26 protein-coding genes and 1 pseudogene are annotated in these 24,255 nt (G+C 70.8%); 17 read left to right on the forward strand and 10 right to left on the reverse strand.

Annotation, left to right across the window (positions count from 1 at the left end; genetic code table 11):
* Positions 1–141: 141 nt before the first annotated feature.
* The 6 genes and pseudogenes from ACGFML_RS34740 to tkt form a co-directional block, all read right to left on the reverse strand.
* Positions 142–279: pseudogene (locus ACGFML_RS34740) on the reverse strand (transposase); the annotation flags it as partial.
* Between the two features lie 160 nt (positions 280–439).
* Positions 440–1,222 carry a 6-phosphogluconolactonase gene (gene pgl / locus ACGFML_RS34745; RefSeq protein ID WP_393549658.1) on the reverse strand — a complete coding sequence of 261 codons (783 nt, stop codon included), beginning with the start codon at positions 1,220–1,222 and terminating at the stop codon, positions 440–442.
* A complete protein-coding gene (gene opcA, locus ACGFML_RS34750) occupies positions 1,219–2,253 on the reverse strand; it encodes a glucose-6-phosphate dehydrogenase assembly protein OpcA (RefSeq protein ID WP_393549659.1) in 1,035 nt (344 codons plus the stop codon). Before opcA ends, pgl begins: the two co-directional genes overlap by 4 nt.
* Positions 2,250–3,773, reverse strand: a complete 1,524-nt coding sequence (gene zwf / locus ACGFML_RS34755) for a glucose-6-phosphate dehydrogenase (RefSeq protein WP_393549660.1) — start codon at positions 3,771–3,773, stop codon at positions 2,250–2,252. Before zwf ends, opcA begins: the two co-directional genes overlap by 4 nt.
* Before the next feature lie 6 nt (positions 3,774–3,779).
* The gene (tal, locus tag ACGFML_RS34760; RefSeq protein WP_393549661.1) at positions 3,780–4,898 is read right to left on the reverse strand and encodes a transaldolase; all 1,119 of its coding nucleotides are present in this window, start codon (positions 4,896–4,898) and stop codon (positions 3,780–3,782) included.
* A gap of 34 nt (positions 4,899–4,932) precedes the next feature.
* Positions 4,933–7,035, reverse strand: coding sequence for a transketolase (gene tkt / locus ACGFML_RS34765; RefSeq protein ID WP_393549662.1), 2,103 nt, complete (start codon positions 7,033–7,035; stop codon positions 4,933–4,935).
* A gap of 443 nt (positions 7,036–7,478) precedes the next feature.
* On the opposite strand from tkt, the gene ACGFML_RS34770 reads away from it, so the two are divergent.
* From ACGFML_RS34770 to ACGFML_RS34780, 3 genes are all read left to right on the forward strand, one after another.
* Positions 7,479–8,435, forward strand: a complete 957-nt coding sequence (locus ACGFML_RS34770; RefSeq protein ID WP_393549663.1) for a heme o synthase — start codon at positions 7,479–7,481, stop codon at positions 8,433–8,435.
* Positions 8,436–8,492: 57 nt separating this feature from the next.
* Positions 8,493–8,873, forward strand: a complete 381-nt coding sequence (locus ACGFML_RS34775) for a hypothetical protein (protein WP_393549664.1) — start codon at positions 8,493–8,495, stop codon at positions 8,871–8,873.
* A 130-nt stretch (positions 8,874–9,003) separates the two neighbouring features.
* Positions 9,004–10,050, forward strand: coding sequence for an amidohydrolase (locus ACGFML_RS34780; protein ID WP_393549665.1), 1,047 nt, complete (start codon positions 9,004–9,006; stop codon positions 10,048–10,050).
* Here the strand turns inward: ACGFML_RS34780 and ACGFML_RS34785 are convergent.
* The 3 genes from ACGFML_RS34785 to ACGFML_RS34795 all read right to left on the reverse strand — a co-directional run bounded on the left by ACGFML_RS34785 (position 10,023) and on the right by ACGFML_RS34795 (position 12,827).
* On the reverse strand, positions 10,023–11,042 hold the full coding sequence (locus ACGFML_RS34785; RefSeq protein ID WP_393549666.1) for a heme A synthase: 1,020 nt from the start codon (positions 11,040–11,042) through the stop codon (positions 10,023–10,025). The two genes, ACGFML_RS34780 and ACGFML_RS34785, sit on opposite strands and share 28 nt — an antisense overlap.
* 73 nt (positions 11,043–11,115) lie before the next feature.
* Positions 11,116–11,904 carry an ABC transporter permease gene (locus tag ACGFML_RS34790; RefSeq protein WP_393549667.1) on the reverse strand — a complete coding sequence of 263 codons (789 nt, stop codon included), beginning with the start codon at positions 11,902–11,904 and terminating at the stop codon, positions 11,116–11,118.
* Positions 11,901–12,827, reverse strand: a complete 927-nt coding sequence (locus ACGFML_RS34795) for an ABC transporter ATP-binding protein (RefSeq protein ID WP_393549668.1) — start codon at positions 12,825–12,827, stop codon at positions 11,901–11,903. Before ACGFML_RS34795 ends, ACGFML_RS34790 begins: the two co-directional genes overlap by 4 nt.
* Before the next feature lie 203 nt (positions 12,828–13,030).
* Between ACGFML_RS34795 and ACGFML_RS34800 the strand changes: the two genes are divergently transcribed.
* The 14 genes from ACGFML_RS34800 (at position 13,031) to ACGFML_RS34865 (ending at position 23,956) form a co-directional block, all read left to right on the forward strand.
* Positions 13,031–13,879 carry a helix-turn-helix transcriptional regulator gene (locus ACGFML_RS34800; protein ID WP_393549669.1) on the forward strand — a complete coding sequence of 283 codons (849 nt, stop codon included), beginning with the start codon at positions 13,031–13,033 and terminating at the stop codon, positions 13,877–13,879.
* Entirely contained in the window at positions 13,876–15,297 is a 1,422-nt protein-coding gene (gene sufB / locus ACGFML_RS34805) for a Fe-S cluster assembly protein SufB (protein ID WP_393549670.1), read from the forward strand. Before ACGFML_RS34800 ends, sufB begins: the two co-directional genes overlap by 4 nt.
* 59 nt (positions 15,298–15,356) lie before the next feature.
* Entirely contained in the window at positions 15,357–16,577 is a 1,221-nt protein-coding gene (gene sufD / locus ACGFML_RS34810; RefSeq protein ID WP_393549671.1) for a Fe-S cluster assembly protein SufD, read from the forward strand.
* Positions 16,574–16,891 (forward strand): non-heme iron oxygenase ferredoxin subunit, encoded by a 318-nt coding sequence (locus ACGFML_RS34815; RefSeq protein ID WP_393549672.1) that lies wholly within the window; start codon positions 16,574–16,576, stop codon positions 16,889–16,891. Before sufD ends, ACGFML_RS34815 begins: the two co-directional genes overlap by 4 nt.
* 7 nt (positions 16,892–16,898) lie before the next feature.
* Entirely contained in the window at positions 16,899–17,663 is a 765-nt protein-coding gene (sufC, locus tag ACGFML_RS34820) for a Fe-S cluster assembly ATPase SufC (RefSeq protein WP_393549673.1), read from the forward strand.
* Positions 17,660–18,916 carry a cysteine desulfurase gene (locus ACGFML_RS34825; RefSeq protein ID WP_393549674.1) on the forward strand — a complete coding sequence of 419 codons (1,257 nt, stop codon included), beginning with the start codon at positions 17,660–17,662 and terminating at the stop codon, positions 18,914–18,916. The genes sufC and ACGFML_RS34825 overlap by 4 nt, the downstream gene beginning before the upstream one ends.
* A gap of 56 nt (positions 18,917–18,972) precedes the next feature.
* The gene (gene sufU, locus ACGFML_RS34830) at positions 18,973–19,431 is read left to right on the forward strand and encodes a Fe-S cluster assembly sulfur transfer protein SufU (RefSeq protein ID WP_393549675.1); all 459 of its coding nucleotides are present in this window, start codon (positions 18,973–18,975) and stop codon (positions 19,429–19,431) included.
* Complete coding sequence (locus ACGFML_RS34835) at positions 19,428–19,763, forward strand: metal-sulfur cluster assembly factor (protein WP_393549676.1); 336 nt, start codon at positions 19,428–19,430, stop codon at positions 19,761–19,763. Before sufU ends, ACGFML_RS34835 begins: the two co-directional genes overlap by 4 nt.
* A 173-nt stretch (positions 19,764–19,936) precedes the next feature.
* Complete coding sequence (locus ACGFML_RS34840; RefSeq protein WP_393549677.1) at positions 19,937–20,257, forward strand: DMT family transporter; 321 nt, start codon at positions 19,937–19,939, stop codon at positions 20,255–20,257.
* Positions 20,257–20,823, forward strand: a complete 567-nt coding sequence (locus tag ACGFML_RS34845) for a TetR/AcrR family transcriptional regulator (protein ID WP_393549678.1) — start codon at positions 20,257–20,259, stop codon at positions 20,821–20,823. Before ACGFML_RS34840 ends, ACGFML_RS34845 begins: the two co-directional genes overlap by 1 nt.
* A gap of 92 nt (positions 20,824–20,915) precedes the next feature.
* Positions 20,916–21,923 (forward strand): 2,3,4,5-tetrahydropyridine-2,6-dicarboxylate N-succinyltransferase, encoded by a 1,008-nt coding sequence (dapD, locus tag ACGFML_RS34850; protein ID WP_393549679.1) that lies wholly within the window; start codon positions 20,916–20,918, stop codon positions 21,921–21,923.
* Positions 21,924–22,142: 219 nt separating this feature from the next.
* Positions 22,143–22,319: a hypothetical protein gene (locus ACGFML_RS34855; protein ID WP_393549680.1), complete on the forward strand. Its 177-nt coding sequence runs from the start codon at positions 22,143–22,145 to the stop codon at positions 22,317–22,319.
* The gene (locus tag ACGFML_RS34860; RefSeq protein WP_393549681.1) at positions 22,316–22,987 is read left to right on the forward strand and encodes a hypothetical protein; all 672 of its coding nucleotides are present in this window, start codon (positions 22,316–22,318) and stop codon (positions 22,985–22,987) included. Before ACGFML_RS34855 ends, ACGFML_RS34860 begins: the two co-directional genes overlap by 4 nt.
* Positions 22,988–23,062: 75 nt before the next feature.
* Positions 23,063–23,956 carry an EI24 domain-containing protein gene (locus ACGFML_RS34865; protein ID WP_393549682.1) on the forward strand — a complete coding sequence of 298 codons (894 nt, stop codon included), beginning with the start codon at positions 23,063–23,065 and terminating at the stop codon, positions 23,954–23,956.
* 91 nt (positions 23,957–24,047) lie between these two features.
* On the opposite strand, the gene ACGFML_RS34870 is transcribed toward ACGFML_RS34865, so the two are convergent.
* Positions 24,048–24,188, reverse strand: a complete 141-nt coding sequence (locus ACGFML_RS34870; RefSeq protein WP_393549683.1) for a hypothetical protein — start codon at positions 24,186–24,188, stop codon at positions 24,048–24,050.
* Between the last annotated feature and the right edge of the window lie 67 nt (positions 24,189–24,255).

Below are 24,255 nucleotides of genomic sequence, written 5' to 3' on the forward strand. Positions count from 1 at the left end.
AAGGCCTCCGTGCGGTGAAGATTCGACACCTCCACCACACACGGAGGCCTTCGCCGTGATCAAGACCCAACCGTTAACAACGCTCGTGATCAATACAGACGGCAAGGTGCAGCTTGGTTGTGAACCCGCCGCGCGAGCGTCCCCGGTCCGGACCCGGAACCGTATGCCGTCAATCAACTGCCGCCGCGGCCAGACGGGCGGCCGCCCCCCTCTCGTGCCCTTCGGCAACAACGGCTCCAGCAGCGCCCACTGCTCGTCCGTGAGATCTCCCCGCCCCATGAATCGAGATCATTCATCGCTCAAGGTCCACTTTCGATACACGGCCTGGGCGCGTCCGGCGCGTGCGGGTGGGCCGGGTGCGGAGCGCCAGGGAGCAGCAGCAGGGCCCCCGCACCGACGAGCGGTACGGGGGCCCTGCTGTGCCGGAGCGCCGCCCGGCTCAGGCCGAGGCCGGCGGATACAGGTCGCGCGGCAGCTGGGTCGCCGCTGCCTCGTCCAGCAGCCACAGTGTGCGGCCGCGGCCCCGGGCGCCCGCTGCCGGGGCCTGCACCTCGCCGGCGCCGGAGAGGGCCATGGCCGCGGCGTTGGCCTTGTCCTCGCCGGCCGCCAGCAGCCAGACCTCGCGGGCCGCGCGGATCGCCGGCAGGGTCAGCGAGGTGCGGGTGGGCGGCGGCTTGGGCGCGCCGTGCACGCCGACCACCGTCCGCTCCCGCTCGTACACGCCGGGCAGCTCGGGGAAGAGCGACGCGACATGGGTGTCCGGGCCGACGCCCAGGAGCAGGACGTCGAAGGACGGCACCGGGCCGTGGTCCTCGGGGCCCGCCGCGGCGGCGAGTTCGGCCGCGTACGCCTCGGCGGCGGCATCGGCGTCATTGCCCAGCGGTCCGTTGGACGGGGCCATCGGATGCACCCGGGCGGGGTCCAGCGGGACGCCGTCCAGGAGCACCTCGCGGGCCTGGGTGTGGTTGCGCTCCGGATCGCCGTCCGGGAGGAACCGCTCGTCGCCCCACCACAGGTCGAGGCGGGACCAGTCCACCGCGTCCCGCGCGGGGGCCTCGGCGAGGGCCGCGAGCAGGCCGTTGCCGTTGCGGCCGCCGGTCAGGACGACCGAGGCGAAGCCACGGGCGGTCTGGGCGTCCACGATCTTCGTGATCAGCCGGGCCGCCGCGGCCTTCGCCATCAGCTCCTTGTCGCGGTGGACGACGACTTGCGGAGCGCTCACTTGGCAGCCGCCTTCTTGGCGGGCTTGGCGGGCGCCTTCTTCGCCGCGGGCTTCTCCGGGGCGCTCTCGCCGGCCGCCGGGGCGTCCGGCGTGGGCTGTGCCTCCCCGTCGCCGAGCCGGGCCACGCCGTACTTCAGCGCGGCGGCGTAGATGTCGTCCGGGTCGAGCCGGCGCAGCTCCTCGGCGAGCAGCTCGGAGGTCTCCCGCCGCTTGAGCGCCACCGCGCGGTCGGGCTGGCCGCGCATGGAGAGCGTGGCCAGCGAGCCGTCCGGGCGGTCCAGCACGATCGGGCCGCAGGTGGTGTCCAACCGGACCGCCGTCAGGCCGGGACCGGCCGACACGGTGCGCCGGACCGGGACGTTCAGCCTGCTGGCGAGCCACATGCCCAGCAGCTCACCGCTGGGGTTGAACTCCTCGCCCTCGACCTCGGCCGAGGTGACCGTGCAGGGCATCTGGTCCAGCGCCGCCGCCAGCATCGAGCGCCAGGGCGTGATGCGGGTCCACGACAGGTCGGTGTCGCCGGGGGTGTACCTCTCGGAGCGCTCGGTCAGCTCCGTGACGGGCTCCTCGGCCGTGTAGGAGTCGGTGACGCGGCGCTGTGCCAGCGCGCCGAGCGGGTCCTTGGCCGGGTCCAGCGGGGCGTTCACCGCCCACCAGACCACCACCGGGGCGTCCGGCAGCAGCAGCGGCAGCACCACGGACTGGGCGTGGTCGATGACCTCGCCGTACAGCCGCAGCACCACCGTCTCGCCGGTGCCGGCGTCCGTGCCGACCCGCACCTCGGCGTCCAGGCGGGCCTTGGCGCGGTCGCGCGGCGACCGGCTGACCCGCTTGATGACGACCAGGGTGCGCGAGGGGTGCTCGCGGGACGCCTCGTTGGCCGCCTTGAGGGCGTCGTAGGCGTTCTCCTCGTCGGTGACGATGACGAGGGTCAACACCATGCCGATGGCCGGGGTGCCGACGGCGCGACGGCCCTCCACCAGCGCTTTGTTGATTTTGCTGGACGTGGTTTCCGTCAGATCGATCTTCATGGCCGACGCCAGCTCCGTCCGTCTCGTGCGAGCATTTCGTCCGCCTCGGCCGGGCCCCAGGTGCCCGCCGTGTACTGCGCGGGCTTGCCGTGCCTGTCCCAGTACTCCTCGATCGGGTCGAGGATCCGCCAGGACTGCTCGACCTCCTCCACGCGCGGGAAGAGGTTGGCGTCGCCGAGCAGCACGTCGAGGATCAGCCGCTCGTACGCCTCAGGGCTGGACTCCGTGAAGGACTCGCCGTACGCGAAGTCCATCGAGACGTCCCGCACCTCCATGGAGGTGCCCGGCACCTTCGAGCCGAACCTGACCGTGACGCCCTCGTCCGGCTGGACGCGGATGACCAGGGCGTTCTGTCCCAGCTCCTCCGTCGCCGTCTGGTCGAAGGGGGAGTGCGGGGCGCGCTGGAAGACCACCGCGATCTCGGTGACCCGGCGGCCCAGACGCTTGCCGGTGCGCAGATAGAAGGGGATGCCCGCCCAGCGGCGGTTGTCGATCGACAGCTTGATCGCGGCGTAGGTGTCGGTCTTCGACTTGGGGTCGATGCCGTCTTCCTGGAGGTAGCCGACGGCCTTCTCGCCGCCCTGCCAGCCCGACGCGTACTGCGCGCGCACGGTCTCCTTGCCGAGGTCCTTGGGCAGCCGCACCGCGCCCAGCACCTTGGTCTTCTCGGCGACCAGGGCGTCCGCGTCGAAGGAGGCGGGCTCCTCCATGGCGGTCAGCGCGAGCAGCTGCAGGAGGTGGTTCTGGATGACGTCACGGGCCGCGCCGATGCCGTCGTAGTAACCGGCCCGGCCGCCGATGCCGATGTCCTCGGCCATCGTGATCTGGACGTGGTCGACATAGCTGCGGTTCCACAGCGGCTCGAACATCGTGTTGGCGAACCGCAGCGCCATGATGTTCTGGACCGTCTCCTTGCCCAGGTAGTGGTCGATGCGGAAGACCTCGTTGGGCGGGAAGACCTCGTGGACGATCCGGTTGAGCTCCTGGGCGCTCTCGAGGTTGTGCCCGAAGGGCTTCTCGATGACCGCGCGGCGCCAGGAGTCCTCCTTCTGGTCGGCCAGCCCGTGCTTCTTGAGCTGCTGGACGACCTGGGGGAAGAACTTCGGCGGCACGGAGAGGTAGAAGGCGAAGTTGCCGCCGGTGCCCTGGGCCTTGTCGAGCTCGTTTATCGTCTCCTTGAGCGTCTCGAAGGCCTCGTCGTCGTCGAAGTCGCCCTGGACGAATCGGCAGCCCTGCACGAGCTGCTGCCAGACCTCCTCGCGGAACGGTGTACGCGAGTGCTGCTTGACCGCTTCGTACACCTCCTGCGCGAAGTCCTCGTGCTCCCACTCGCGGCGGGCGAACCCGACGAGCGAGAAGCCCGGTGGCAGCAGGCCGCGGTTGGCGAGGTCGTAGACGGCGGGCATCAGCTTTTTACGGGACAAATCGCCCGTGACGCCAAAGATGACCAGGCCCGACGGCCCCGCGATACGCGGGAGCCGTCGGTCCAGGGCGTCACGCAGCGGATTGCTGCTGGACAACGGGGATCAGCCCTCCGAGGGAGCGAGGCGCTTGAGCTCCGCCTCCGTGGACTTGAGCAGGTCGTTCCAGGCGGTCTCGAACTTGTCGACGCCCTCGTCCTCCAGGAGCTGCACGACGTCGTCGTACGAGATCCCCAGCTTCGCGAGCGCGTCGAGGTCGGCCTTGGCCTCGGCGTAGGTGCCGCGCACGGTGTCACCCGTGATCCGGCCGTGGTCGGCGGCGGCGACCAGGGTGGCCTCCGGCATGGTGTTGACCGTGCCCGGGGCGACCAGCTCGTCGACGTACAGCGTGTCCTTGTAGGCCGGGTCCTTGACGCCGGTCGAGGCCCACAGCGGCCGCTGCTTGTTGGCGCCGGCCTTGTCGAGCGCGGCCCAGCGGTCCGAGGAGAAGACCTCTTCGTACGCCTGGTAGGCCAGGCGGGCGTTGGCGAGCGCGGCCTTGCCCTTGAGGGCCTTGGCCTCGTCCGTGCCGATCACGTCCAGGCGCTTGTCGATCTCGCTGTCCACACGGGACACGAAGAACGAGGCGACCGAGCGGATCAGGGAGAGGTCCAGGCCGGCGGCCTTCGCCTTCTCCAGGCCCGCCTGGTAGGCGTCCATCACCTCGCGGTAGCGCTCCAGCGAGAAGATCAGCGTGACGTTGACGCTGATGCCCAGGCCGATGACCTCGGTGATGGCCGGGAGACCCGCCTTGGTGGCCGGGATCTTGATGAGGGTGTTCGGGCGGTCCACCAGCCACGCCAGCTGCTTGGCCTCGGCGATGGTCGGTGCGGTGTGGTGCGCCAGGCGCGGGTCGACCTCGATGGAGACCCGGCCGTCCTGGCCGCCGGTGGCGTCGAAGACCGGGCGCAGGATGTCGGCGGCGTCGCGGACGTCCGCCGTCGTGATCATGCGGATGGCTTCCTCGACGGTGACCTTGCGGGCGGCGAGGTCGGCGACCTGCTGGTCGTAGCCGTGGCCGTCCGAGATCGCCTTCTGGAAGATCGACGGGTTGGTCGTGACGCCGACGACGTGCTGCTGGTCGATCAGCTCCGCGAGATTGCCGGACGTGATGCGCTGGCGCGACAGGTCGTCCAGCCAGATCGCGACGCCTTCGTCGGAGAGGCGCTTGAGTGCGTCTGTCATGGGTTCTGCATCTCCTACTTCTCGTATGCGGGCGTCAGCGCGTTGCTGCTTCGAGGGATTCCCGGGCCGCCGCCGCCACCGCGTCGGCGGTGAAGCCGAACTCGCGGAAGAGGACCTTGCCGTCGGCCGAGGCACCGAAGTGCTCCAGCGACACGATGCGCCCGGCGTCACCGACGAAGCGGTGCCAGGTCAGGCCGATGCCGGCTTCGACGGCGACACGGGCCTTGACGGACGGCGGCAGCACGCTGTCGCGGTACGCCTGGTCCTGCTCCTCGAACCACTCGACCGACGGCATCGACACGACCCGCGTCGCGATGCCCGCGGCCTGCAGCTGCTCGCGCGCCTCGACGGCGAGCTGAACCTCGGAGCCGGTACCGATCAGGACGGCCTGCGGCGCGGCGCTCTGCCCGTCGGACCCTTCGGCCTCGAACAGGACGTAACCGCCCTTGGCCGCATCCTCGTTGGCCGGGTACGTCGGCACGCCCTGACGGGTCAGCGCGAGGCCGTGCGGGGCCCCCACGCCGAACTTCTTGGTGTAGCGCTTGAGGATCTCGCGCCACGCGATGGCGGTCTCGTTGGCGTCGGCCGGGCGTACGACATTGAGGCCCGGGATGGCGCGCAGCGAGGCGAGGTGCTCGATCGGCTGGTGGGTCGGGCCGTCCTCGCCCAGACCGATGGAGTCGTGCGTCCACACGTAGGTCACCGGCAGGTGCATCAGTGCGGACAGCCGGACGGCGTTGCGCATGTAGTCGGAGAACACCAGGAAGGTGCCGCCGTAGATGCGGGTGTTGCCGTGCAGCGCGATGCCGTTCATCTCCGCGGCCATGGAGTGCTCGCGGATACCGAAGTGGATCGTGCGGCCGTACGGGTCGGCGCCGGGGAGGTGGTTGCCCTTGGGCAGGAACGACGACGTCTTGTCGATCGTGGTGTTGTTCGAGCCCGCGAGGTCGGCGGAGCCGCCCCACAGCTCGGGGATGACCGCGCCGAGCGCCTGCAGCACCTTGCCGGAGGCGGCGCGTGTGGCGACCGCCTTGCCGGTCTCGAACGCCGGGAGGTGCTCCTCCCAGCCCTCGGGCAGGTCGGTGGCGGCGATCCGGTCGAACTCTGCGGCGCGCTCCGGGCTGGCCGTGCGCCAGGCGGCGAACGACTTCTCCCACTCCTTCTTGGCGTCGCGCCCGCGGTCCAGGGCGGCACGGGTGTGCGCCAGGACCTCCGGGGAGACCTCGAAGTCCTGCTCGGGGTCGAAGCCCAGGACGCGCTTGGTGGCGGCGACTTCCTCGGCACCCAGCGCCGAGCCGTGCGCGGCCTCGGTGTTCTGGGCGTTCGGGGCGGGCCAGGCGATGATCGAGCGGGCCGCGATGAACGACGGCCGCTCGGTCTCGGCCTTGGCGGCCGTCAGGGCGCGGGCCAGACCGGCCGGGTCCAGGTCGCCGTCGGGCAGCTGCTCGACCCGCTGGACGTGCCAGCCGTAGGCCTCGTAGCGCTTGCAGGTGTCCTCGGAGACCGCGGTCTCGGTGTCGCCCTCGATGGAGATGTGGTTGTCGTCCCACAGCAGGATGAGGTTGCCGAGCTTCTGGTGGCCCGCGAGCGACGACGCCTCGGCGGAGATGCCCTCCTGGAGGCAGCCGTCGCCGGCGATGCAGAAGATGGTGTGGTCGAAGGGCGAGGTGCCCTGCGCCGCCTCCGGGTCGAACAGACCGCGCTCGTAGCGGGACGCCATGGCCATGCCGACGGCGTTGGCGACGCCCTGGCCCAGCGGGCCGGTGGTGGTCTCCACGCCGGTGGTGTGGCCGTACTCCGGGTGGCCGGGAGTCTTCGAGCCCCAGGTCCGGAAGGCCTTCAGGTCGTCCAGCTCCAGGCCGTAGCCGGCCAGGTAGAGCTGGATGTAGAGGGTCAGGCTGGAGTGGCCCGCGGAGAGGACGAACCGGTCACGGCCGGTCCAGTCCGGGTCCGCCGGGTCGTGCTGCATGAGCTTCTGGAAGAGAACATAGGCGGCGGGCGCCAGGCTCATGGCCGTACCCGGATGGCCGTTACCGACCTTCTGCACGGAATCCATGGCCAGGGCGCGGATGGTGTCCACCGCCCGCTGGTCCAGTTCGGTCCACTCGAAATCTGTGGTGGTCGGCTTGGTGCTCACCCTGAGTCAGGGCTCCTCTCCACATGTCGGACGCTGGGGACGGTATGTCCGCCGGCGGTGCCGAGCCTACCCCCGCCGGTGCGGCCGCCTTTTCGACGCTCAGTCGGTGTTTTCGACGCTCAGTCGGTGCGCCGTACCGCGGGGGGTCGTCGCTTTGCGCAACCAAGTCAGGACATCGGGTGTTCCCGGCCCGGATGCGTCGGCCATACGACCAGACTGCCGGGCGGCGGGCGCCTTCGCCTCCCGGACGTCGGGCGGACGCCCGGGGAATGCCGGGGCCTGCGGCGCCGGGCGGGGCCAACACGACCCGACCCCCGCGAAGATCGCTCTATCGCCAACGTCTAAAGTGGCGTGGTACGCGCAAGCTTCACCGCCTCTTTCGCGGCCGGTCGGGCTTGCGGGCCTTATCTCCGCGGCAAGGGCCGCTGAAGTTACTTCCAGGGGTGTGCGTGACGGCCGTCGAATCCCGTCCAGCGGGGGCGCTCTCTCAGGCCCCCGGGAGTCCCGGTAACCGGCCGTTCGGGGCCCGTGTCAAAGCATTCGTGGCGCTGACCAAGCCACGGGTCATCGAATTGCTGCTGATGACCACCGTGCCGGTGATGTTCCTGGCAGCCAAGGGCGTACCCGATCTGTGGCTGGTGCTGGCGACGTGCGTCGGCGGATACCTCTCCGCCGGTGGCGCGGCCGCCTTCAACATGTATCTCGACCGCGACATCGACGCGCTGATGGACCGTACGTCGCAGCGGCCCCTGGTCACCGGCATGGTCTCGCCGCGCGAATGCCTGGTCTTCGCGACCGCCCTCGCCGTCGGCTCCACCGCCTGGTTCTGGTTCCTGGTCAACCCGCTGTCGGCGATGTTGTCGCTCGGGGCGCTGCTTTTCTATGTCGTCGTTTACACGATGATTCTCAAGCGGCGTACCGCGCAGAACATCGTCTGGGGCGGAATCGCGGGATGCATGCCGGTCTTCATCGGCTGGTCCTCGGTGACGAACTCCGTTTCCTGGGCCTCGTTCATCCTCTTCCTCGTCATCTTCTTCTGGACGCCGCCGCATTACTGGCCGCTGTCGATGAAGGTCAAGGACGACTACGCGCGGGTCGGCGTGCCGATGCTGCCGGCCGTCGCGGGAAACAAGGTCGTCGCGCGGCAGATCGTCGCCTACAGCTGGGTGATGGTCGCCGTCTCGCTGCTGCTCCAGCCCCTGGACTACACCGGCTGGTTCTACACCGCGGTCGCGCTCGTCTGCGGCGCCTTCTGGCTCAAGGAGGCGCACGGCCTCCAGGCTCGCGCCAAGGCCGGGATCACCGGCCCCAAGCTCAAGGAGATGCGGCTCTTCCACTGGTCCATCACCTACGTCTCGCTGCTGTTCGTGGCGGTCGCGGTGGACCCCTTCCTGCGCTGACCGCCCCGGTGGGCCGTGTGACGTGGACTCTTCCTCAGTCGATTACCGACGGGTAGCATGTTGTCCATGGCAGACACCCAGCAGGCGGACGAGCAGGCCCGGACCGCGGCCGAGGCCAAGGGCGACCAGCGGACCGGCAAGCATGTGGCCAGGCTCGCCAAGCAGATCCGTGCCTTCGCCGACACCCACGGCGGCAGCGCCGAGGGCCAGCTCGCGCACATCGGCCGCGGCCGCACCCGGATCGCCCTGGTAGGCGCCAACGGCGAGTGGGGAAACCTCGTCGCGGACAGCTTCGAGGACGCCAAGGCGGCCGCCGACCGGGCGGGGCTCGCGCTCCAGGACGACTTCGACGGCGACCTCGCCGCCAAGGTCCGCACCGGCCGCTACGAATGGTCCCGGATGGCGGGCCTCCAGCTGGGCGGCCCGGCCAACTCCTGACGGGAGCGGGCGGCGTGCGCCGGGGCGCACGTCACAAGCGGAGCCCGCTACCTCACTCCCTCCCCACCCGTTAGGCCCGTCGGGCGCGGCGTTTCGTCCGTGCCCGGGGGCTCTCGGTCAGGAGGGGCGGATGGACGGACTGCCACCGCTCATCGACCAGCACAGCCATGGCGTGGTGCACGGCGACCTCGGGCTCGGGTCCTTCGAGGCCCACCTGGCCGCGGCGGCCGGCGCACACGGTCCGGCGCCCGCGGGCATCAGCTACTTCGACAGCCGGACCGGGCTCGCCGTGCGCCGCTGGTGCCCCCCGCTGCTGGGCCTGGAGCCGCACTGTCCGCCCGCCCGCTATCTGGCCCGCAGGCGCGAGCTCGGCGCCTTCCGGGCCGGCCGGCTGCTGCTGCGCGGCGCCGGCATCGCCACCTTCCTGCTGGAGGCCGGCACCCCCAGCGATCTGACCTCCGCCGCCGAACTGGGTGCCGCCGCCGGAGCCCGCGCCCACGAGGTCGTCCGGCTCGAAGCGCTCGCCGAACAGGTCGCCGACACCTCCGGCAGCGTCGATTCCTTTCTCGGCTACACCGCCGAGGCCCTCTACGCCGCGGCCCAGCACGCCACCGCCTTCGCCTCCGGCGCCGCCCACTGCGACGGGCGCGCCCCCGAGGCCGGGGAGGTCCGGCGGGCCGCGGACCGCTGGCTGCGCGGCCGGCGGCCGGGGGAGCGGCTCGTCGAGCCCACGCTCGTGCGGCATCTGCTGTGGAGCGCCATGGCCACCGGGCTGCCCGTACAGCTGCACTGCCCCGATGCCGGGCCGCTGGCCGATTTCCTGGCGGCCACGGCCGGCTTCGGCGCGGATGTCGTACTGCTGCCCGCCGCGCCGCACCACCGGCGCGCGGCGCAGCTCGCCGGGGTGCACGCCCATGTCTATGCGGACGTCGGACCGAGTCCGCGGGAGACGCTGGGTCAGGCGCCGTTCGGCAAGCTGCTGTTCTCGTCCGGGACGCGTGGGCTGCCGGAGCTCTACGTCACCGGGGCACGGCTGTTCGTACGGGCCATGGAACGGGTGGCCCGGGAGTGGGCCGACGAGGGGCTGTGCGGCGTCGCCGAGGGGCGGCGGATCATCGAGACGGTCGGGTCGGGAACGGCTCGACGGGTCTACCGGCTGCCGGCGGAGGCGGCCTGAGGGGCGGGCGCCCCGGATTCCTCGGAGAGGACGGGCGCCTCGGGGTCGTCCTCCTGGAGCGGACCGCGGTCGCGCAGCGACAGGCAGACCCGCAGCACGCAGATCCACACCAGGGTGGAGCCCAGCATGTGGAGCCCGATGACGATTTCGGGCAGGCCCAGGAAGTACTGCACATAGCCGATGACGCCCTGCAGGGCGATACCGGCGAAGAGCTCCCCGACCATCCGGCGCGGGGCCGCGGGGGCCTTGACGGCGCGCAGCATGAACCACAGGGCGACGGTCAGGCCGACGACGAGATAGACGAAGTCGACGTGCAGCTGGGTGATCTCCTGCCAGTCCAGCGGGATGCGGTGGACCTTGTGCGCGTCGCCCGCGTGCGGGCCCGTGCCGGTGACGACCGTGCCGATGACGGTGAGCGCGCCGGTCGCCGCCACCAGCAGCCAGGCCAGCTGCCGCACCGGGCGGGCGACCACGTCGCGCGGCTCCTCGTCGCCCTCGCCGGCCCGCTGCCAGCTCAGCACGGCGACCGTGAGCAGCGCTGTGGCCGCGAGGAAGTGCGAGCTGACGATGTACGGGTTCAGGCCGGTCAGGACCGTGACGCCGCCGATGACGGCGTTGCTCATGACGAGCCAGAACTGCGCCCAGCCGAGGCGGGTGAGGGAACGGCGGTGCGGATGCCTGGCGCGGGCGGCGATGATGAACAGGCCGACGACCACGCACAGGACGTACGTCAGCATGCGGTTGCTGAACTCGATCAGGCCGTTGATGCCCATCGCGGCGGTCGGGGTCAGGCTCTCCGGCGTGCACTTGGGCCAGGTGGAGCACCCCAGGCCGGACTGGCTGAGCCGGACCGCCCCTCCCGTCACGACGATGATGACGGCCATGACGACGGTGGCCAGCGCGGCCCGCCGCACGAAGGCCGCGGACGGCTGCCAGCGGCGGGCGATCAGCTCGAGGGGGTTCAGCTCGAGTGGCTTCAGCGAATTCGGCACGGAGACATCGTAGGCGGGCTCTTGTGCAAGATTTCACGAGGGGGGTGTGTCCCCGTTTGCCGCCCTCCCGCGACTACTCCCAGCGGAAGAACCTGGCCGCCGCGCCGAGCCCGAGGACGGCCCATGCGGCGAGGATCGCGAGGTCGGTCCAGGGCATCCCGCCGCCCTGCTGGAGCACGTCCCGCAGGCCGTCCGACAGCGCCGAGATCGGCAGCAGTTCGAGCACCGTCCGGGCCGCCTCGGGGAACTTCGTCAGCGGGACGACGACCCCGCCGCCCACCAGGAGCAGCAGGAAGACGAGGTTGGCGGCGGCGAGGGTGGCCTCGGCCTTCAGTGTCCCGGCCATCAGCAGCCCGAGGCCGGAGAACGCGGCGGTGCCGAGAACGAGGAGCAGCACGACCGGCAGCGGGCCGCCGTGCGGGGACCAGCCCAGTGCGAACGCGACCGCCGCCAGCAGGACGACCTGCAGCACCTCGGTGACCAGTACCGCGCAGGTCTTGGCCGCCATCAGCCCCCAGCGCGGCAGCGGTGAGGCGGCCAGCCGCTTGAGCACGCCGTAGCGCCGTTCGAAGCCGGTGGCGATGGCCTGGCCGGTGAAGGCGGTGGACAGCACGGCGAGGGCGAGGATGCCGGGCGCCAGGAAGTCGACGGCCCTGCCCGACCCGGTGTCGACGATGTCGACGGCGGAGAAGAGCACCAGCAGCAGGGTCGGGATGACGACGGTCAGCAGCAGCTGTTCGCCGTTGCGCAGCAGCATCCTGGCTTCCAGGGTGGCCTGCGCGCGGATCATCCGGGGCAGCGGGGCGGCGCCGGGACGCGGAGTGAACGTACCGGTGGCGGTACCTGCCTCGGTGGCGGTCATGCGCGCAGCTCCTTGCCGGTGAGCTCGAGAAAGACGTCCTCCAGGGTGTGCCGCTCGACCGCTATGGCGTCGGGCATGACGCCGTTCTGCGCGCACCAGGAGGCGACGGTGGCGAGGAGCTGCGGGTCGACCGTGCCGTTGACGCGGTAGGTGCCCGTGGTCAGCTCGGTGGCGGTGCTGTCCGGGGGCAGCGCCTTGAGGAGGGAGGCGACGTCGAGGCCCGGCCGGCCGATGAAGCGCAGGCTGTTCTCCGCACCGCCCCGGCAGAGCTCCTCCGGGGTGCCGCGGGCGATGACGCGGCCGCCGTCGATGATCGCGACGTCGTCGGCGAGCTGCTCGGCCTCGTCCATGAAGTGGGTGGTCAGCACGACGCTCACGCCGTCGGTGCGCAGCTCCCGCACGAGGTCCCAGGTGGCGTGCCGGGCCTGCGGGTCGAGGCCGGCCGTGGGCTCGTCGAGGAAGACCAGCTCGGGGCGGCCGACGACGGCCATCGCCAGTGCGAGCCGCTGCTGCTGGCCGCCGGACAGTCGCCGGTAGGGCGTGCGGCCGCAGCTGCCGAGGCCCAGTCGGTCGATCAGGAGGTCGACGTCGACGGGGTGGGCGTGCAGGGTGGCGGTGTGCCGCAGCATCTCGTCGGCCCGGGCGCCCGCGTAGACGCCGCCGGACTGCAGCATCACGCCGATCCGGGGGCGCAGTGCGGCGGCGTCGGCGACGGGGTCCAGGCCCAGGACGCGGACGGTGCCGTCATCCGGACGGCGGTAGCCCTCGCAGATTTCCACGGTGGTGGTCTTGCCGGCGCCGTTGGGGCCGAGCACGGCGGTCACCGAGCCGCGCGCGACGGTCAGGCCGAGCCCGTCCACGGCGGTCTTGGTCCTGTATCGCTTGACCAGGCCGACGACCTCGACGGCAGGCTCGGTTCGCATGCCGGGCAGTTTACGGAGAGCGGCGGCAACGCCCACGGGCGGGGCTCGTGCGATGGCGGGTTCCGGCCACCGGACACCCGGCGCGCGGGGAGTGCGGCACCCGGGCCGGCCTCGCGATTAGGTGACCCTAAGTGATCGAGGCCACCAGTCCGTGATGCGGACATGGGTTGAATCGCTCTGAGGAATTACGCAACAATGGCGTTGTGAAAAAGTCGAGCGAGGATCAGGAAGCACCAGTGGCCGCCCCGGCCGCCGGGCTGGCCCCCTCCGCGCCCGAGCACCCCGCCGCGGCGCCGCGGCAGCACCCCGTCCCGTCGGCGCACGACGAGCAGGAGGGCACGCGCAATCGCGTCGCCCGCTCCATTCTCGACCACGGTCCGTCCACCGCGGCCGAGCTCGCCCTGCGGCTGGAGCTCACCCAGGCGGCGGTCCGCCGTCACCTGGACGCGCTGGTCGCGGAGAGTGTCGTCGAGCCCCGGGAGAAGCGGGTCTACGGCGCGCGCGGCCGCGGCCGCCCCGCCAGGGCCTTCGCCCTCACGGACTGCGGGCGGGACGCCTTCGACCAGGCCTACGACCAGCTGGCCACCGATGCGCTGCGCTGGATCGCGCAGACCGCGGGCGGCGGCGCGATGGGTGAGGCCGCGGTCGCGGCGTTCGCCCGGGCGCGGCTCGCGGCCCAGGCCCAGGGCTACCGCGAAGCGGTGGAGGCCGCCGAGCCGGAGGCCCGCACCCAGGCCCTTGCCGAGGCGTTGACCGCGGACGGGTACGCTGCTACGGCGCGCAGCGCGCCCAATTCCCAGCTCGGTGAACAGCTCTGCCAGCACCACTGCCCGGTCGCCCATGTCGCCGAGCAGTACCCGCAGCTGTGCGAGGCGGAGACCGAGGTCTTTTCCCGATTGCTCGGGACCCACGTACAGCGCCTTGCCACCATTGCCCACGGCGATGGAGTGTGTACGACCTTCATCCCGAAGGCCGGGGCCGGCAAGGCAGCTCACAGCACGACCAAGACCACCACAGCATCTGCAAGCACGGCCGGGAGGAACCCCGCATGACGCTCCCCACGGAGACTGCTCACCCCGAGCTCGAGGGTCTGGGCAAGTACGAATACGGCTGGGCCGACTCCGACGTGGCCGGCGCCTCTGCCAAGCGAGGGCTTTCCGAGGCAGTCGTCCGCGACATCTCGGGGAAGAAGAACGAGCCGGAGTGGATGCTCAAGCTCCGCCTCAAGGGCCTGAAGCTGTTCGACAAGAAGCCCATGCCGAACTGGGGCTCGGACCTGTCGGGCATCGACTTCGACAACATCAAGTACTTCGTCCGCTCCACCGAGCAGCAGGCCGCCTCCTGGGAGGACCTGCCCGAGGACATCAAGAACACCTACGACAAGCTCGGCATCCCCGAGGCGGAGAAGCAGCGCCTGGTCGCCGGTGTCGCCGCGCAGTACGAGTCCGAGGTCGTCTACCACCAGATCCGTGAGGACCTGGAGGAGCAGGGCGTCCTGTTCCTGGACACCGACACCGCGCTCAAGGAGCACCCGGAGCTCTTCCAGGAGTACTTCGGCACGGTCATCCCGGTCGGCGACAACAAGTTCGCGTCGCTGAACACCGCGGTGTGGTCCGGCGGCTCGTTCATCTACGTCCCCAAGGGTGTCCACGTCGACATCCCGCTGCAGGCCTACTTCCGGATCAACACCGAGAACATGGGCCAGTTCGAGCGGACGCTGATCATCGTCGACGAGGACGCCTACGTCCACTACGTCGAGGGCTGCACGGCGCCGATCTACAAGTCGGACTCGCTGCACTCCGCGGTCGTCGAGATCATCGTGAAGAAGGGCGGCCGCTGCCGCTACACGACGATCCAGAACTGGTCGAACAACGTCTACAACCTGGTCACCAAGCGCGCCGTCGCCTACGAGGGCGCGACCATGGAGTGGGTCGACGGCAACCTCGGCTCCAAGGTGACGATGAAGTACCCGGCGGTCTACCTCATGGGTGAGCACGCCAAGGGCGAGACCCTGTCCATCGCCTTCGCGGGCGAGGGCCAGCACCAGGACGCCGGCTCCAAGATGGTCCACATGGCGCCGAACACCTCCTCCAACATCGTCTCCAAGTCGGTGGCGCGAGGCGGCGGCCGGACCTCCTACCGCGGCCTGGTCGAGATCGGCGAGGGCGCCGCGGGCTCCAAGTCCAACGTGCTGTGTGACGCCCTGCTGGTGGACACCATCTCCCGCTCGGACACCTACCCCTACGTCGACGTCCGCGAGGACGACGTCTCCATGGGCCACGAGGCGACCGTCTCCAAGGTCAGCGAGGACCAGCTCTTCTACCTGATGGCCCGCGGCCTGACGGAGTTCGAGGCCATGGCGATGATCGTGCGCGGCTTCGTCGAGCCGATCGCCCGTGAGCTGCCGATGGAGTACGCGCTGGAGCTGAACCGGCTCATCGAGCTGCAGATGGAAGGCTCGGTCGGCTGACGCCCGGCCCCACGCAGCGACCGACTCCCTGATTGCAGAAAGCGAGCACGACGACAGCCATGGCTGAGGCTCAGAACTCCCCCACTCTCGGCTCCGTTCGAGCGGGGGGACCCCCACCGGCGGGTTCCACGACCACCGGCTCCATCGCGGTGGCCGCGGAGTCCACCGTCGCCACGAGGATGAGCGCCCCGCCGTCCTACGACGTGGCGGACTTCCCCGTGCCGCACGGCCGCGAGGAGGAGTGGCGCTTCACGCCCCTCTCGCGGCTGAAGGGCCTGCACGACGGGAGCGCCGAGGCCGGCGGTCCCGACCTGAAGATCGACATCACGGCGCCCGAGGGCGTCACCCACGAGCTCGTCGACCGCGCCGACCCCCGGGTCGGCAAGGCCGGCGTGCCCGTGGACCGGGTCGCGGCGCAGGCGTACAGCTCCTTCGAGAAGGCCTCGGTCGTCACGGTCCCCAAGGAGACCGTGCTGCCCGAGCCGATCCGGATCACCGTGCACGGCGAGGGCGGCACCGCCTTCGGCCACCAGGTCATCGAGGTGGGCGCGTTCGCCGAGGCGGTCGTCGTCATCGACCACACCGGTGACGCGGTGCTGGCCGCCAACGTCGACTACCTCCTCGGCGACGGCGCCAAGCTGACCGTGGTCTCGGTCCAGGACTGGGACGACACCGCGGTCCACGTCGGGCAGCACAACGCCCTCGTCGGCCGGGACGCCACCTTCAAGTCGGTGGTCGTCACCTTCGGCGGCGACCTCGTCCGTCTGCACCCGCGCATCACGTACGCGGGCCCCGGCGGCGAGGCCGAGCTCTACGGCCTGTACTTCACCGAAGAGGGCCAGCACCAGGAGCACCGCCTCATGGTCGACCACGAGGCGCCCAACTGCCGCTCGCACGTCACGTACAAGGGGGCGCTGCAGGGCCAGGACGCGCACGCGGTCTGGATCGGCGATGTCCTCATCCAGGCGTCCGCCACCGGCACGGACACCTACGAGCTCAACCGCAACCTCGTCCTCACCGACGGCGCGCGGGTCGACTCGGTCCCCAACCTGGAGATCGAGACCGGCGAGATCGTCGGCGCCGGCCACGCCTCGGCGACCGGCCGGTTCGACGACGAGCAGCTCTTCTACCTCATGGCCCGCGGCATCCCGGCCGACGAGGCCCGCCGACTGGTCGTCCGCGGCTTCTTCGCCGAGCTGGTCCAGCAGATCGGTCTCCCGGACGTCGAACAGCGTCTGATGAGCAAGATCGAGGCCGAGCTGGAAGCGTCCGCGGCATGAGCTATGTACGCGCAGCGGCGCTGAGCGAGCTGGCGGAGGACACCCCCAAGCGGGTGGAGATCGACGGCACGCCGGTGTCCCTGGTCCGCACCGAGGGCGAGGTGTTCGCGATCAACGACATCTGCTCGCACGCGAACGTCTCCCTCTCGGAGGGCGAGGTCGAGGACTGCTCGATCGAGTGCTGGCTGCACGGCTCCAGTTTCGACCTGCGTACCGGTAAGCCGTCCGGACTGCCCGCGACGCGCCCCGTCCCCGTATACCCCGTAAAGATCGAAGGGGACGACGTGCTCGTCTCCGTCACCCAGGAGTCCTGAGTTCCCCATGGCAACGCTTGAGATCCACGACCTGCACGTCTCCGTCGAGGCCGAGAACGGCCCGCGCGAGATCCTGAAGGGCGTCGACCTGACCGTGAAGCAGGGCGAGACGCACGCCATCATGGGCCCCAACGGCTCCGGCAAGTCGACCCTCGCCTACTCGCTGGCAGGTCACCCCAAGTACACGATCACCGGCGGCACCGTCACCCTCGACGGCGAGGACGTCCTGGAGATGTCCGTCGACGAGCGCGCACGGGCCGGCGTCTTCCTCGCCATGCAGTACCCGGTCGAGGTGCCCGGCGTCTCCGTCTCCAACTTCCTGCGGACCTCCGCGACCGCGATCCGCGGCGAGGCCCCCAAGCTGCGGCTGTGGGTCAAGGAGGTCAAGGAGGCCATGGAGCGTCTCTCCATGGACCCGGCGTTCGCCGAGCGCAACGTCAACGAGGGCTTCTCCGGCGGTGAGAAGAAGCGCCACGAGATCCTTCAGCTGGAGCTCCTCAAGCCCGCCATCGCGATCCTCGACGAGACGGACTCGGGCCTGGACGTCGATGCGCTGCGCACCGTCTCCGAGGGCGTCAACCGGGTCCGCGAGACCGGCGAGGTCGGCACCCTGCTGATCACCCACTACACGCGCATCCTGCGCTACATCAAGCCCGACCACGTCCACGTGTTCGCGAACGGCCGCATCGCCGAGTCCGGCGGCGCCGAGCTCGCCGACAAGCTGGAGGCCGAGGGCTACGAGGCTTACACGAAGGGTGGCGCAACCGCGTGACACAGCTGCCGGGCCTCCTCGACACAGAGGCGATCCGTAAGGACTTCCCCATCCTGGACCGCGTGGTCCACGACGGGAAGAAGGTCGTGTACCTGGACAATGCCGCGACTTCCCAGAAGCCGCGCCAGGTCCTCGACGCCCTGAACGCCTACTACGAACGCCACAACGCCAACGTCCACCGCGGCGTGCATGTGCTCGCCGAGGAGGCCACGGCGCTGTACGAAGGTGCTCGCGACAAGGTGGCGGCGTTCATCAACGCGCCGAGCCGCGACGAGGTGATCTTCACCAAGAACGCCTCGGAGTCGCTCAACCTCGTCGCGAACATGCTCGGTTGGGCCGACGAGCCCTACCGCGTGGACCACGAGACCGAGATCGTCATCACGGAGATGGAGCACCACTCCAACATCGTCCCGTGGCAGCTGCTCTCGCAGCGCACCGGCGCGAAGCTGAAGTGGTTCGGCATCACCGACGACGGCCGCCTCGACCTGTCCACCATCGACGAGGTCATCACCGAGCGGACGAAGATCGTCTCGTTCACGTTGGTCTCCAACATCATGGGCACGATCAACCCGGTCGAGGCGATCATCCGGCGGGCCCAGGAGGTCGGCGCGCTGGTCTGCATCGACGCCTCGCAGGCCGCCCCGCACATGGTGCTGGACGTCCAGGCGCTGCAGGCCGACTTCGTCGCCTTCACCGGGCACAAGATGTGCGGCCCGACCGGCATCGGTGTCCTGTGGGGTCGCCAGGAGCTGCTGGAGGACCTCCCGCCGTTCCTGGGCGGCGGCGAGATGATCGAGACCGTCTCGATGCACTCGTCGACGTATGCGCCGGCGCCGCACAAGTTCGAGGCCGGTACGCCCCCGATCGCCCAGGCCGTCGGCCTCGGTGCGGCCGTGGACTACCTCTCCTCGATCGGCATGGACAAGATCGCCGAGCATGAGCACGCGATCACCGAGTACGCCGTCAAGCGGCTGCTGGAGGTCCCCGACCTGCGCATCATCGGCCCGAGCACGGCCGAGGACCGCGGGGCGACGATCTCCTTCACGCTCGGCGACATCCACCCGCACGACGTCGGCCAGGTGCTGGACGAGCAGGGCATCGCGGTCCGGGTGGGTCACCACTGCGCACGGCCCGTCTGCCTTCGCTACGGAATTCCTGCCACCACGCGAGCGTCGTTCTACCTGTACTCCACTCCCGCCGAGGTCGACACCTTGGTCGAGGGCCTGGAGCACGTCCGCAACTTCTTCGGTTGAGGAAATGCAACCGGTTAACCCAAGCACAGCGGATGAGGACGAGGACTGACTGAGCCGTGAAGCTGGATTCCATGTACCAGGACGTCATCCTGGACCACTACAAGCACCCCCATGGGCGCGGTCTTCGGGACGGCGACGCCGAGGTGCACCACGTCAACCCGACCTGCGGCGACGAGATCACCCTGCGCGTGCGCCTCGACGGCGCGACCATTGAAGATGTGTCGTACGAGGGCCAGGGCTGCTCCATCAGCCAGGCCAGCGCCTCGGTGCTCAACGAGCTCCTGGTCGGCAAGCAGCTCGGTGACGCGCAGAAGATCCAGGAGACGTTCCTGGAGCTGATGCAGTCCAAGGGGCAGCTGGAGCCGGATGACGCGATGGAGGAGGTGCTGGAGGACGCCGTCGCGTTCGCCGGTGTCTCGAAGTACCCGGCGCGCGTGAAGTGCGCGCTGCTCAGCTGGATGGCCTGGAAGGACGCCACGGCCAAGGCCCTCTCCGAGGAGGCGAAGACCGCATGACCGACACCCCGACCACCACCAAGCCGGCCTCGGAGGAAGAGGTCCGCGAGGCGCTGTACGACGTCGTGGACCCCGAGCTGGGCATCGATGTCGTCAACCTGGGTCTGATCTACGGCGTGCACATCGACGACGCCAACATCGCCACCATCGACATGACGCTGACCTCCGCGGCCTGCCCGCTGACCGACGTCATCGAGGACCAGGCGAGGTCGGCCACCGACGGCATCGTCAACGAGCTGAAGATCAACTGGGTCTGGATGCCCCCGTGGGGCCCGGACAAGATCACCGACGACGGCCGCGAGCAGCTGCGCGCGCTGGGCTTCAACGTCTGAGGCGGTCGCCGCACCGCGCGCATACGGCCGTGCCCGCCGGGGTTCTCCCCGGCGGGCACGGCCGTTTCGCGGTTTCGGACGCCGAGCGCCGGCCGTGCCGTCCGCCGCCGCATGTGTACTTCCGTACGCATCGCTGTGTACATCCGTACGCATCGTTGTGTACGCTCGTACGCATGGTCTATGTGACGCTCGCGACCGCGATCCTGTCCGAGATACTCGCGACCACCGCGATGAAGTACAGCAACGGCTTCAGCCGGCTCTGGCCCTCGGTGGGCACGGTGGTGGGGTATGTCATCGCCTTTGCGCTGCTGGCGCAGACGCTCAAGACAATGAGTGTGGGAACCGCGTACGCGATCTGGTCCGGAGCCGGTACGGCCGTGGTCGCGGCGATCGGGATGGTGTTCCTGGGGGAGAGCGCCAGTGCCCTGAAGCTTCTCGGGGTGGTGCTGGTCATCGCCGGCGTGGTGGCACTGAATCTCGAGGGTGCGCACTGATGGCCAGGCGCTACGACCCCGACCGGCGTCAGCGGATCATCGACGCGGCGATCCGGGTGGTCGGCGAGCGGGGCATCGCCGGGCTCAGCCACCGGAGGGTGGCCGCCGCGGCGGACGTGCCGCTGGGGTCGACCACGTATCACTTCCGGACGCTGGACGATCTGCTGGTCGCGGCGTTGGAACAGCTCGACGCCGAGTGGCTGGCCGAGTTCGCGGACTGGGTGGCCGGCATCGACCTGTCGGTGCCGCTCGCCGACGAGGTCATCCGGTACGTGGCGGACATCCTGGGCGGCGACCGGGCGCAGGTGGAGCTGATGTACGAGCTGTATCTGGCGGCGCTGCGGCATACGGCGGTCCGGCCGATCGCCGCCGCCTGCCTGGACGAGATGACGCTGGTGCTCGGGCGGCGGATCGGCGACCTGCCGACGGCACGCGCGGTGGCGGCGTTCATCGACGGGCTGGTGCTCCAGCACGTGCTGACCGGGCAGCCCTTCGAACCGGCCGAGATGCGGGCCGGGTTGGCAGGGGTGCTGGACCGCGGACCGGGACGGGGCGGCCGTTCGTAGGGCCCTACGAACCGGTTCGTAGGGCCCTACGGCCGGGCCCGGTCACTGAGACCGGTTCGCCTGAGCGGGCGCCCTCCGGTTAGGTTTCGAGCATGACCGATGCTGCTTCTTCCGCTTCCCCCGTGACCGGCGCCGTGGCCGCCGGGCTCGCCACCATCGCCTCCGACGGCACTGTTCTCGACACCTGGTTCCCGGCGCCCGAGCTGGTCGCCGAGTCCGCCGCGGACCTCGGGCCCGCCGGTACCGAGCGGCTGGAGGACGAGCGCGCCACGGATCTGCTGGGCCCCGCCGTTCTCAAGGCGATCGGTCCCGACCCGGTCCGCGACGTGGAGGTCGTCGCGGTCCGCACGGTCATCTCCTCGCTGACGGACAAGCCGTTGGACGCGCACGACGTCTACCTGCGGCTGCACCTGCTCAGCCACCGGCTGGTCAAGCCGCACGGGCAGAGCCTGGAGGGCCAGTTCGGCCTGCTGGCCAATGTCGCCTGGACGTCGCTGGGCCCGGTGGCCGTCGACCAGCTGGAGAAGGTGCGGCTCAACGCCCGCGCCGAGGGCCTGCACCTGATGGTGACCAGCGTGGACAAGTTCCCGCGGATGACCGACTACGTCGCGCCCGCCGGCGTGCGGATCGGCGACGCCGACCGGGTGCGGCTGGGCGCCCACCTGGCGGCCGGAACCACCGTCATGCACGAGGGCTTCGTCAACTTCAACGCCGGGACGCTGGGCACCTCCATGGTCGAGGGCCGGATCAGCGCGGGCGTGGTCATCGGTGACGGCACCGACGTCGGCGGCGGCGCCTCCACCATGGGCACCCTCTCCGGCGGTGGCAAGCAGATCATCTCCATCGGCGAGCGCTGCCTGCTGGGCGCGGAGTCCGGTATCGGTATCGCGCTGGGCGACGAGTGCGTGGTCGAGGCCGGTCTGTACGTGACCGCGGGCACCCGCGTCACCCTGCCCGACGGCCAGATCGTCAAGGCCCTGGAGCTCTCCGGCGCGGACAACGTCCTCTTCCGCCGCAACTCGACCACCGGCACCGTCGAGGCCCGCCCGAACAAGGCGGTCTGGGGCGGTCTCAACGAGGTCCTGCACAGCCACAACTGACGGCTGCCCAACGGCGGCCCGGCGGCCCGGCGGGGTGATCCCCGCCGGGCCGCCGGCGTCTCCGGGCGCTTCGGTGCCCGGCTGCCCGGCCTGCGCGCGGGCGCGGGGCGGCGTGTGCTCCGGGCGCGGGGACGGAACCGCTCTGCGCTCGTGCCAAGGGGGACGACGGTGGTTCACCATGGCGTGGACGGTGCTCGACGAATCGGACCGGGAGGCGTCATGAGGTTGGGCAAACCGCTGGCTGTCGGCATCGCGGAGGATCCGGAACCCTGCCGCCCGCGGGCCGAGGAGCGGGGAGCCGGGTCGTGGGAGGCCGTCGAACCGCTGGACGAAGTGCCGGTGCCCGCCACCGCGGAGCCGGACCTGCCCTTCGTCGGCTCGCCGGCCGGGCGATGAGGATCCGCCTGCCGCGGGAGCACCCCGCCGAGCCGCCCCGCGGATACAAGCTCGCCAACCCGGTGCTGTCCGAGGACTGCGGCCGGATCGGTTTCGCCGGGGTCGCCATCGGCGGCGCGCAGCCCTACGGCGTGGTGGACGAGGCGCGCTGTGTGTACGGCCGGCGGCACCGCTGCCCCGCCCTGCGCTGCGACTGCGGCTTCTACTGCCTGCACACCCTGGGCGAGACGCTCGCCCTGGCCCGGGCGGGCGCCCACCGGCGGGCGGCGGTCCTCGAGGTCACGGTGCTGGGGGCGTACATCCGCTTCGAGCGCGGCATGCGGTATGCGCGCCAGCGGGTGCGGGTGGCGCGCATCGGGGCGTGCGGCTGCGGCCTGCCGCCGGAGGTCTTCGTGCCCGCGGGCTGGGGGCGGACCGGCTGGCGGGCGCTGGCCGGGGCCTGCAAGAACTGCGCGGCCGGCCGCGGTCAGGTGAGCTTCGAGGACTTCGTGCGGATCGGCGGCGGCCGGCTACGGCTGCTTCCCGGCCACCAGGCCGGCCCGGTCGGCGCTGCGGACCCCGCGCCCGCCGTCCGTACCGCCCCCGAACTCGCCGCCGAGGCCACGGCGATGCAGGCCCGGGTCGACCGCCTCCAGGGGCAGTTGCGGCGGCTGACCGGCGGGACATGAGGAACCGGGCACGTCCCGGTAACCATCCGGTACGCGCCTCACGCCCCGGTGGCGGGCGCCGATAGGCTGGACCGTATGCGTGATCTTGTAGCGGGGATGCGGTATCTGGGCAAGGGGCAGCGCTGGGTCGCCGGACACGGCCGGTGGTGGGGATTCGGGCTGATCCCGGCCCTGATCGCCCTGGTGCTGTACGGCGCGGTACTCACCGCGCTCGCGATCTGGTCCGGTGATGTCGCCGCCTGGGCGACACCGTTCGCCGACGGCTGGGGGTCGCCCTGGCAGGGCCTGCTGCGCGGGATCTTCGTCGCGCTGCTGTTCGCGGGCGCGCTGATGCTGTCCGTCCTCACGTTCACCGCCGCGACCCTGGTGATCGGCGACCCCTTCTACGAGTCGCTGTCCGAGCAGGTCGAGAAGAGCGAAGGCCACTGCCCGCAGGGGCCGGACCGGCCGGTGTGGCAGGAGATCTGGATCGCGCTGCGGGACAGCGTCCATGTGCTGCTGCGCGCCGCCGCCTTCGGGATCGTGCTGTTCGCCCTGGGGTTCGTCCCGTTCGTCGGGCAGACCGTGATCCCGGTCATCGGGTTCTGCGTCAACGGCTTCTTCCTCGCCGTCGAACTGACCTCGGTGGCGATGCAGCGCCGCGACGTCCCCGTCCGGGAGCGGCTGCGGCTGCTGCGCGGCCGCAAGGCCCTCGCCGTCGGCTTCGGCACCCCGATCGTGCTGCTGTTCCTGATCCCGTTCATCGCCGTGGTGCTGATGCCGGGCGCGGTGGCGGGCGCGACGCTGCTGGTGCGGGACCTGGTGGCGGACGACGAGGAGGAGCCCGAGGGCGGTGAGGGCGGCCGGCTGCCGCAGGGCGCGCCCCGGGCGCCGGGCGCACCGTACGGCGCGCCCCAGGCACCCGGCGCGCCCGCCGCCGGCGGATTCGGCCCGCCCCCCGCCCCCTACCCGCCGTACCAGGGACGCTGAGCGTCCCGCCGGACGGAGAACGGCCGCCGCACCCCTCGGTGCGGCGGCCGTTGTGCGGTGACGGACCCGTCACGTGTCCGTCACGTGCCCGTCAGGGCTCCCGTGAGCGGATCTTGAGCTCCTGGGTCCGCTCGGCGGCGGACTCCTCCGGCATCGGCTCCTGCCGCTCGCGGTCGGTGCGCCTCTCCGCGGGGCGGTCCTTGCCCTGCTGACGGTCCTGCGCCTTGGCCATGGTGACTCCCTTGCTGGTGCTGCCCGGCTCGTCGAGCCGTAGTGGTGCCTACCAGCTCAGTAGCGCA

The organism is Streptomyces sp. NPDC048650 (assembly GCF_043199095.1).
Lineage (GTDB): Bacteria > Actinomycetota > Actinomycetes > Streptomycetales > Streptomycetaceae > Streptomyces.